This is a genomic window from Rothia sp. P7208, from assembly GCF_048512915.1.
GTDB lineage: Bacteria > Actinomycetota > Actinomycetes > Actinomycetales > Micrococcaceae > Rothia.
On record NZ_JBLXXW010000010.1, the window covers coordinates 65,364 to 74,779 of the forward strand.

Consider the following 9,416-nt stretch of genomic DNA (forward strand, 5'->3'; position numbering starts at 1 on the left):
CCTATCTTAGGTGCATTTACCAGCATGATTACGACACCATCTATCGTATTCTTCAACGTTCTTAAGATGCTCACTGTAGGTCTTAGCAAACTTCGTTTCGCCAGTATCAAGATTGACAGTCACCCAGAAATAGTAGTCATTCTTATCGGGGTTTGCGGCGGCGTCGATAGCGTTAGTGCCTGGTGAACCAATAGGTCCCGCAGGAAGTCCCTTATAATAGAACGTATTATATTTATTTGACGGATCTTGCTTCTGCTCATTTGTAATATGAACGGTCTTCTTTCCTAAACCATAAGCAACCGTAGCGTCAGACTGAATGTACCCGCTAGTTTCCCCATCAGGGTGGTTAATACGGTTTTCAATCGCCCCAGCAATAGCTTTGTAATCGGGGGTAACACCTTCAGCCTCAACAATAGAAGCTACCGTCAAAACATAGAAGGCTTTCTCATCGCTCTTAACACCAGCATCAGATAACGCTTTCTTCGTCTCATTGACAATACTCTGCATAATATCTTTGATATCTGTTCCCTGATCAAAACGATATTCACCAGGATGCATCCAACCTTCTAGAGAAGGGAAATTAGCAGGAACACCAAGACTTTGAGGATTCTTATTAAATTTGTCGAGCTCATCTCGAGAAACACCAGTAGCTTGAGCAATGATATCCAGAGACTCTCCAATACGAAGAGTCTGAGCTAAAGCAATATACACCTGATTTGTCTCATGCAAACGTAAAAGAATGTCTAGCGCAGATTGGCTACTCATCTCTTCTTGAAGGTTATACTCACCAGGCTGAATATACTTCTTCTCCCCCATATCGCTATAGACGGAAAGGAAACGATCTGCATCCGCAATAACGCCCATCTTTTCTAGCTGGTTTGCAACACCAATGGTGGAAGCACCCGGAGCAACTGTGAAGCTCACGCTTGTCCCATTACCACTACCACTAAAATCTTTGCGTTTAAACCACCCTAGCTGAGGGCTAATAATTGCAATAATCATGACTACCGCAATAGTAAAAACAAGCCCCGCGCTGAGCATAGTATTACGCCTACGGAGACGAATTTTACGTCGTTGTTCAGGAGTGAGCAGATCATGCTCAACAACTAAACCGAGGATACCCTCACGTTCATCTTCTTCAGAGGGACTCAAAATCATCTTGAGGTTCTCTGGCTCATCACGGTGAACTGAACGTTTCGGCGATCGGCTCGAGTTCGTTTTATTGCTCACTCAAGTTCTCCATATCGTTTTTCGTCTGTGCTATTGAGGAAATTTCCTTAACACATTCTATTGTCTGAGGCTCCACTAAAAAACCAGCAACATGGTTGCCTGCTTTTAGCGTGTCTAGGCAATACTGCAAAATATTGACTGCAGCTACCTGATCCACCATTGTCTTAAAATCTCGTGAAGATACTCCAGCCTCATGCAAAGTACGATGAGCACTAACCGTCGTTAAACGCTCATCCACTAACCATACGGGGATGGAGTACCCTTCTGCTATAAGCTCAGTGACCAAATCTTGAGCATAAGAACGAGCCATAAGCGTCGATGATGATTCTCCACCGCTCATGGTCTTAGGTAAACCCACGAAAATTTCTGTTACTTCGTGGACTTTCACCAGGGTGCGCAGGACTCTACGATCAGAGTTCTTTTTAAGGTCTCGACGTAAAGTCTTGAGCGGTGTCGCTAGAATTCCATCTCTATCGCAGAGGGAGAGTCCGACGCGAGCATTACCCACGTCGACTCCCATGCGCACTCCTGGTGTAAAAGTCATATGTTAAGCACTGACTTTCGCAAGTTCAGAACGAATAGCTGTGAGTGCATCATCAACCTTAGTTGGGTCTTGTCCGCCACCTTGAGCCATGTCGTCTTTACCGCCACCGCCACCGCCGAGGACACCTGCAGCAACACGAACCAAAGCTCCAGCTTTAACGCCGTGTTCACGAGCACCTTCGTTAGTTGCTACGAGAACAACCGGGCGACCATTATTAACAGCTGTTACTGCAACAACAGCAGGCTCTGAGCCTAGACGTTGACGCAAATCCATTGCAAGATTACGTAACTCATTTACTGATAGTTCACCAGCATTATGAACAAGAGCTCGGATTTGTCCGATGAGTTCTGCTGAGGCAACAAGTTTTCCGGCTTCAGCTTGAAGTTTTTCAATACGAAGTTTCTCGAGCTCTTTTTCCACGTTCTTAAGCTTTGTCAGGGTCTGAGAAAGACGTTCTGGAAGTTCAGCAGAAGATTGTACTTTCATCATGCCTGTCAGCTGGTTAACAAGAGTACGTTCTGTTGCCAAATGGTTAAAGGAGCTATATCCGACAAGCGCTTCAACACGACGGTTACCAGAACCAACAGACTGTTCTGAAAGCAATGTCAAAGAACCAATCTCTGCAGAGGATGATACGTGGGTTCCTCCACAAAGTTCACGAGAGAAATCTCCACCAATTTCAACAACACGTACGGTGTCACCGTATTTTTCTCCAAAGAGACTCATCGCACCGAGTTTCTTTGCCTCATCTAGCGGCATCTCTTGTGTAACAGTCTGCAAATTATCACGAATTGCGGTGTTAGCAACTTCTTCAATTTCACGTTGTACAGATTCGGAGAGCCCTTCGCCCCATGCGAAATCAAAACGCAAATAGTCTTCTTTATTGAACGATCCACGTTGAGTTGCTTCATGACCTAATACTTGGTGTAGCGCTGCATGCACAATATGCGTACCAGAGTGAGCTTTTTCGCCATCACGACGACGACGTTCGTTAACCTGTGCAACTACTTCAGCACCGGCAAGAGCCTCACCTTCACGGACTACGCCGCGGTGCACACTCAAACCTTTAACAGGTTGTTGCACGTCTTCAACGTCAATCACAAAACCGTTACCGCTGATGTATCCGGTATCGGCCGCCTGACCACCAGCTTCAGCATAGAAAGGAGTTTCGTCCAAAACAACTTCGATACGGTCCCCTGCATGAGCAGCCGGAACAGTCATGCCATTGACCAAAATAGCACGTAGAACAGTTGGTGTTTTAAGTTCTTCATAACCAGTGAAGACAGAGCCACGTTCATTAGCAAGCTCACGCAATGCAGAAAGATCTGCGAAAGCGCCTTTTTTCGCTTTCGCGTCTTTTTGTGCACGAGTACGTTGCTCTTCCATGAGCTCGCGGAAAGCTTTTTCGTCGACTTTCACGCCGGCTTCTTCAGCCATCTCCAACGTCAAGTCAATGGGGAAACCATAGGTATCGTGCAAAGTGAAAGCTTCAGTACCAGAGACGATAGAGCTACCTTTTTTAGCTTCCTTAACGGCTTCTTCGAGGCGCTCAGTACCGGATTCGATAGTTCTTAAGAATGCCTTTTCTTCTGCATACGCAATACGTGAAATACGTTCGAAGTCTTCAACAACAATCGGGAACGCTCCACCCATGGCATCACGAGAAGCAGGGAACAATACGGGCAGGCATGGCTCAGTTACCCCTAACAATCGCATCGCTCGAATAGCGCGACGCATCAGACGGCGAAGAATATATCCGCGACCTTCGTTAGAGGGAGTCACACCGTCAGCAATGAGCATCAGTGAAGAACGGATATGGTCTGCGACAACACGCATACGTACATCGTCTTCGTAGCCTTCATCCTGAGCTGTTTCAGAGCCGTGATAAGTCTTACCAGATAGTTTTGCAGCTGCATCAAGTACGGGACGAACCTGATCTGTCTCATAGAAGTTTTCAACACCCTGCAATAGCATTGCAAGACGCTCAACGCCTAGCCCGGTATCGATATTCTTCTCAGGCAAGTCTCCAAGAATCTCAAAGCTATCTTTTCCGGTACCTTCACCACGCTGGTATTGCATGAACACAAGGTTCCAGATTTCAATATAGCGGTCATCATCAACAGCTGGACCACCATCTTTACCATAGGCAGGTCCACGATCATAGAAAATCTCAGAGTCAGGGCCCGCAGGACCAGGCTGACCAGTAGACCAATAGTTTTCTTTCATACCCATGCGCTGAACACGTTCAGCAGGTAAACCGACGGTCTTCGTCCATAGCTCGTAGGCTTCATCATCGCCTTCGTAAACGGTGACCCAAAGACGTTCTGGCTCAAGTCCAAAACCGCCCTGATCAACAGATGTTGTCAGTAGCTCCCATGCCCAAGGGATTACCTCTTTTTTGAAGTAATCACCGAAAGAAAAGTTGCCAGCCATCTGGAAGAACGTTCCGTGGCGAGCTGTTTTACCTACTTCTTCGATGTCAAGGGTGCGAATACATTTCTGCACGGAAGTTGCTCGGCGATAAGGAGGAACTTCACGGCCCAAGAAATAAGGAATAAAAGGAACCATACCGGCGATGGTAAACATTGCACCTGGCTCGTTGGAAACAAGCGAGGCGGAGGGAACGACTGTGTGACCGCGTTCTTTAAAGAATTCAAGCCATCGCTTTGATATTTCCTGTGAAAGCATGAAGCTATATTCCTAACCTATGATGATGAATAAATGTTCTAAAAAATATATAAAAGGCTACTACACCCAATATGCTCTAAGTCTCGCTAGAAGAATGACCTTCGAAAAAGTCTTCACCTAACTGACGGTCACGGTAGACCCTGCGTTCCGTGCCGGAGAATGAAGAACTCGTAGAATGTGGTATTAGTTCAGTGTTATCAGAATTCTCTGCTACCGCCCAAGAATCTAAAGAGCCTGGACGAGCCTCATTCTTTTGCTCCTGAAACTTTTGTTTCAGCTGAGCTTCGTGCTCTTCCATCCCACTTTTTACTTGAGCAGCAAATTGAGTTGCTTTTAGAGCGACTTTTTGAAGAGGCTGACCCCACGGAGAATCAAAGAATCGGGCCACTTGAGCCTTCCGTCCAGAAACTGAAGATAACTCTGACGAAGTTCGGCGAATCAACGTTTGGCTCACATCTGTTGTTTGATTAATACGTTGCGCCAGATACCCAGCAACTGCACCACCAGCTAGTAGAGCTGCACTCTTCCAGAACCCCATTATGGACGCTCCTTAGGTGTTGCAGATGCGGTGCCTTGCTTATCTGCTCGCATAGCTTTACGTACACCGTAGGAGAAGGAAGCAACCTTAATAAGAGGTTGCCCAACAGTTGAGGTAACTAATGAGGAAAGAGCAGATACGTTTGCTGAGGCATCAGAAACGTTATTCGTAATATCGTCCACTTTTTCTAATTGGGTATTGGTGGTTGTAACAGTTTTTGTCACTTCTCTAATTAAGGGGGTCGTTTCCCCGTTGAGAGAACGAATCGTTACTACCAGTTCGTCAAAAACTTTTCCCAATTTAATAATAGGTAAGGCTAGAAGCGCTACAAGTATTGCAAATACTGCCGCAGCAATAAGCCCGGCAATGTCTCCACCGCTCATAGATCCTTCTTTCCTAGTGTGTACAGTCTGCGCCTCAATATCAGAAATTAAGAACACGAATTGATAACAATACTACTGCATGGAATAAGATACAGACGATTTATTTTCAGGTTATCGTGTTTTCTCATCTTTTTAGGAGCACACGTTAACTTCAGAAAACGACGATTACATCAAAAACTGACGTATTTAAAACGGACAACCCGTGCCCTCTTCCAATGATGGAAGAAGCACGGGCTGAACGAACGTATGTTCTATGCCAAACGTGAGTAGTATTCAACGACAAGCTGCTCTTCGCAGGTGACCGGAATCTCTTCGCGCTTAGGCAAACGATCGAGTTTAGCGTGGAGCTTCTCAATCTCAACGTTGAGGTACGCCGGAGTATCAGGCAGAACATCTTTATGTGCACCGGTAGCAGCTACCTGGAAAGGAGCCATCTTCTCAGATTTAGGGTGAACGTGGATGAGCTGACCTGGCTTCACACGGAAGGAAGGACGGTCAACACGAACGCCGTCAACCATAATGTGACGGTGAACAACAAGCTGACGTGCCTGAGCAATGGTGCGTGCAAAACCGGAACGCAAAACAAGTGCGTCAAGGCGAGTTTCAAGAATCTCAACCATGTTCTTACCGGTCTGACCTTCAACGCGCTTAGCTTCGAGGTATACGCGACGCATCTGAGCTTCGCGAATGTTGTACTGAGCGCGTAGACGCTGCTTCTCGCGAAGGTGGATTGCATAGTTGGAGTCAGCCTTACGACGGTTACGACCATGCTGACCAGGGCTGTAAGGACGACGTTCGAAGTACTTTTCTGCCTTAGGAGTCAGCGCAATACCAAGAGCACGAGAATGACGCACGGTACGGCGGGTGCGGTTATTTTTAGCCACAATTTACCTTTCATAGCGGTTGGTAGCACACAAAACAGCTAGTGTGCCGACCATTTATTCTGATGGATTGGCCTCCAAAATATCCGCACACGATTTTGTGCGGTGGAGAGTGTGAAGCAGCCGCACTTCAGACACTGCAACCTATTTGGTGATCACATCGAAATGTGCGTTTTAGATAGGCTTGCCAACCACGGTTCTACCTTACCGTACATGTCTATGAACGCCTACACATCTTAGGTGTATTTTCTCACACCTATTTTTCATGGTTTTTTCGTGAGGATTCACGAACTGAAGACCCCCGCAAAATTTTTGCAATAGCTCTCAAACGACTAGCAATATTCTTTTCTGCGCCGTACTCTGTGGGGTGATAATATTTTCTGCCTAATAAATCATCTGGTAAATATTGTTGTTCAGCCACACCAAAAGGAACATGATGGGGATAAATATAATCACGACCGTGCCCCATTTGAGCTGCACCAGGATAATGACTATCACGAAGATGTAAAGGAACAGCGCCACCTTTACCAGCTTTTACATCTGTTAAGGCTTGAGAAATACTCGCAATGACAGCATTAGATTTAGGCGCCGTTGCAAGGTGAATGGTTGCTTGAGCAAGGTTAAGACGAGCCTCTGGCATACCCACAAGCTGAACAGCTTGCGCAGCATTAATAGCTGTTGTTAGCGCTGTCGGGTCAGCCATACCGATATCTTCACTAGCATGCACAACTAAACGGCGAGCAATAAAACGAGGGTCTTCCCCAGCGGTGAGCATCCTTGCAAGATAATGTAATGCAGCATCAACGTCTGAACCGCGAATAGACTTGATAAAAGCGCTAATAACGTCATAGTGCTGGTCACCGTTACGGTCATATCGGATAGAGGCTTGATTCAGTGCTTCTTCAGCGTGTTCTAAAGAAACGACGAGAGGGCCCAAGTTTTCAGATTCTTCTATAGATTCTTGTTTCGGTAGTTTTTCTTGCCCATAGGCAGCCGCTACAGCTGCTTCTAAAGCGGTTAACGCTTTACGAGCATCACCTTTTGATAAGGCCACAAAATGTTCTAGTGCAGGTTCTGATATATGGACTTTCCCACCAAAACCACGAGAATCTTCAACTGCTCGAACTAATAGCTGACGAATATCCTCATCCTGTAAAGACTCTAAAGTTAGCACTAAAGATCGTGACACTAGTGGAGAAATAATAGAAAAGGAAGGGTTCTCTGTTGTTGCCGCAACAAGAACAACCCAACGGTTTTCAACTCCGGGAAGTAAAGCATCCTGTTGCGCTTTAGAGAAACGATGAATCTCGTCTAAGAACAATACAGTAGTTGTTCCATACATATCACGATCGAGCAAGGCCTGTTCCATCACCTGACGGACATCTTTAACTCCAGCCGTTATCGCAGAAAGTTCTACGAATTTTCGTCCACTACCACCAGCAATAACATGCGCTAAAGTAGTTTTTCCTGTGCCTGGAGGACCCCATAAAATCACGGATTGTGGGCCAGCTGGACCAGCCGATTCTCCAGCTAAAATTCTTAAAGGAGCACCCTGATGAAGAAGCTGTTTCTGCCCGATGACTTCATCTAAGGTGCGCGGACGCATCCGCACCGCTAAAGGTGCCTGAGTAAAAGATCGAATTGGTTCAGAGGACGGTTCTTCGTTATCGTTATCAAGGGTAAAAAGAGAATCTGTCACGTTGCTATCCTACCCTTGTCCTTCGTCGCACAAAGAATTTTATAGCTCATCACTATCAAGAATGATTGTTACTGGCCCATCGTTAATGATACTAACTTGCATATCAGCACCAAAAATTCCTTCAGAGACTTCCGCTCCTAAATCTTTGAGATGTTGGACGTAGCTATTAAATAGAGGTTCTGCAATTTCTTGACCAGCAGCAGCTGACCAAGAGGGACGTCGCCCACGACGAGAATCCGCATATAAGGTAAATTGGGACACCGCTAAAATGGGTGCACCGATATCTGAGCAGCTTTTCTCACCCTCAAGAAGACGCAATTTCCATGTTTTCTCCGCAAGTTTTTTGACAATCTCAGGGGTATCCGTGTGTGTTATGCCAACTAACGCTAATAGTCCAGGACGGCTAATAGCACCAACTTGTTCTCCACCTACACAGACCTTAGCTTGTTGTACCCGTTGAATAACGACTTTCATAAAAACCTATTTCTTCTAGCGCCTAATATTGAACAGCGCATTTTCTGTTCTCTTTTCTTGAGGCTACCGCTTTTTTAAAAACATCTTAAACATTAGTTTTCTACTTCTCGAATATCTCGAGTAGTGCCCATCGCACGACCTTTAACCCAATAGGCGTGAGAATGCATAAAAGTTTTAGAAACAGAAGCCTCTTTAAGAAGATATCTTCGGGTGGGCAAAAGAACTTTAGCCTCACAAACAAGATGAGGGAACCAACCTTGCCAATCCCAGCTTTTCGTCTTCTCCAGCATTGCCTCTGGAGTAGGTTCAATCCAATGTACCGTGATATTTTCTCCGGAGCATAACGGGATACTTTCATCACTTTCATGCCAGCGAGATAACCAAATCTGTATGGGGAAACGTCCCTCTAAACGTTCAACTACAGCATTGATATAAGGGATACCTGCAGCGTCAGCGATAAACACAAAACCTTGAGGCGTCTCAGAGGGTACCTCAAAAGGATGAGAACCATAATAAGAGAACTCAAAAGTATCCCCAACTTGTGCGTGAGTAGCCCAATAACTACCTGGGCCATACGGAGTGTGTAAAAGGAAAAAGAGGGTGAACTCCCCTGTTTGCTCATCAACGTTAGTAACCGTGTACCCGCGCATCTCTTCTTTATGGGGATTCTCTAAAGAAGGAAACCAACAGCGAAGGTACTCCCCCTGTGCAGGACGGACTTCATGAACAAAACCTGGAGAGCTCACTCTTAGAGCGAGCATACTAGGGCTATGCTGCCAGATACGACGTACCGTACATGAATAATCTCCTGCACGTAGAACTTTTAGAAGTACACCACATATACCGCGCCCCATGAGATACCCCTTCTTCTCGTCATCAACGAAAGCTAATGAGTCCAGTATGCCAGAGAACAAGAATAAAAGTTAGGTCAACCTTATTTTGTGTACGAGACACAAAAACATGAGGGGGGGGGTGGGGG

General features: G+C 45.9%; 9 protein-coding genes. All 9 read right to left on the reverse strand.

From position 1 onward, the window contains the following. Nucleotides 1-6: 6 nt before the first annotated feature. Entirely contained in the window at nucleotides 7-1,230 is a 1,224-nt protein-coding gene (gene mltG / locus ACN084_RS08265) for an endolytic transglycosylase MltG (protein WP_419101662.1), read from the reverse strand. After that, on the reverse strand, nucleotides 1,220-1,774 hold the full coding sequence (gene ruvX, locus ACN084_RS08270) for a Holliday junction resolvase RuvX (protein WP_419106532.1): 555 nt from the start codon (nucleotides 1,772-1,774) through the stop codon (nucleotides 1,220-1,222). The genes mltG and ruvX overlap by 11 nt, the downstream gene beginning before the upstream one ends. Before the next feature lie 3 nt (nucleotides 1,775-1,777). Continuing rightward, nucleotides 1,778-4,462, reverse strand: a complete 2,685-nt coding sequence (gene alaS / locus ACN084_RS08275) for an alanine--tRNA ligase (protein WP_419101660.1) — start codon at nucleotides 4,460-4,462, stop codon at nucleotides 1,778-1,780. Nucleotides 4,463-4,538: 76 nt separating this feature from the next. After that, a complete protein-coding gene (locus ACN084_RS08280; protein ID WP_419106533.1) occupies nucleotides 4,539-5,000 on the reverse strand; it encodes a peptide chain release factor 4 in 462 nt (153 codons plus the stop codon). Continuing rightward, nucleotides 5,000-5,383, reverse strand: a complete 384-nt coding sequence (locus ACN084_RS08285) for a DUF948 domain-containing protein (RefSeq protein WP_419101658.1) — start codon at nucleotides 5,381-5,383, stop codon at nucleotides 5,000-5,002. Before ACN084_RS08285 ends, ACN084_RS08280 begins: the two co-directional genes overlap by 1 nt. A 251-nt stretch (nucleotides 5,384-5,634) precedes the next feature. Beyond that, nucleotides 5,635-6,267, reverse strand: a complete 633-nt coding sequence (gene rpsD, locus ACN084_RS08290; protein WP_419101657.1) for a 30S ribosomal protein S4 — start codon at nucleotides 6,265-6,267, stop codon at nucleotides 5,635-5,637. Nucleotides 6,268-6,520: 253 nt separating this feature from the next. Then, nucleotides 6,521-7,963, reverse strand: coding sequence for a replication-associated recombination protein A (locus ACN084_RS08295; RefSeq protein WP_419101656.1), 1,443 nt, complete (start codon nucleotides 7,961-7,963; stop codon nucleotides 6,521-6,523). Nucleotides 7,964-8,002: 39 nt separating this feature from the next. Further along, nucleotides 8,003-8,437: a D-aminoacyl-tRNA deacylase gene (gene dtd / locus ACN084_RS08300; protein WP_419106534.1), complete on the reverse strand. Its 435-nt coding sequence runs from the start codon at nucleotides 8,435-8,437 to the stop codon at nucleotides 8,003-8,005. A 92-nt stretch (nucleotides 8,438-8,529) separates the two neighbouring features. After that, on the reverse strand, nucleotides 8,530-9,291 hold the full coding sequence (locus ACN084_RS08305; RefSeq protein ID WP_419106535.1) for a siderophore-interacting protein: 762 nt from the start codon (nucleotides 9,289-9,291) through the stop codon (nucleotides 8,530-8,532). Between the last annotated feature and the right edge of the window lie 125 nt (nucleotides 9,292-9,416).

What these genes read in the sequence shown, in the direction of transcription:
- ACN084_RS08285 (WP_419101658.1), bottom strand. Translation starts at nt 5,383, where the DNA reads ATGAGCGGTGGAGACATTGCCGGGCTTATTGCTGCGGCAGTATTTGCA.
- dtd (WP_419106534.1), bottom strand. Translation starts at nt 8,437, where the DNA reads ATGAAAGTCGTTATTCAACGGGTACAACAAGCTAAGGTCTGTGTAGGT.
- ACN084_RS08305 (WP_419106535.1), bottom strand. Translation starts at nt 9,291, where the DNA reads ATGGGGCGCGGTATATGTGGTGTACTTCTAAAAGTTCTACGTGCAGGA.
- alaS (WP_419101660.1), bottom strand. Translation starts at nt 4,462, where the DNA reads ATGCTTTCACAGGAAATATCAAAGCGATGGCTTGAATTCTTTAAAGAA.
- ruvX (WP_419106532.1), bottom strand. Translation starts at nt 1,774, where the DNA reads ATGACTTTTACACCAGGAGTGCGCATGGGAGTCGACGTGGGTAATGCT.
- ACN084_RS08280 (WP_419106533.1), bottom strand. Translation starts at nt 5,000, where the DNA reads ATGGGGTTCTGGAAGAGTGCAGCTCTACTAGCTGGTGGTGCAGTTGCT.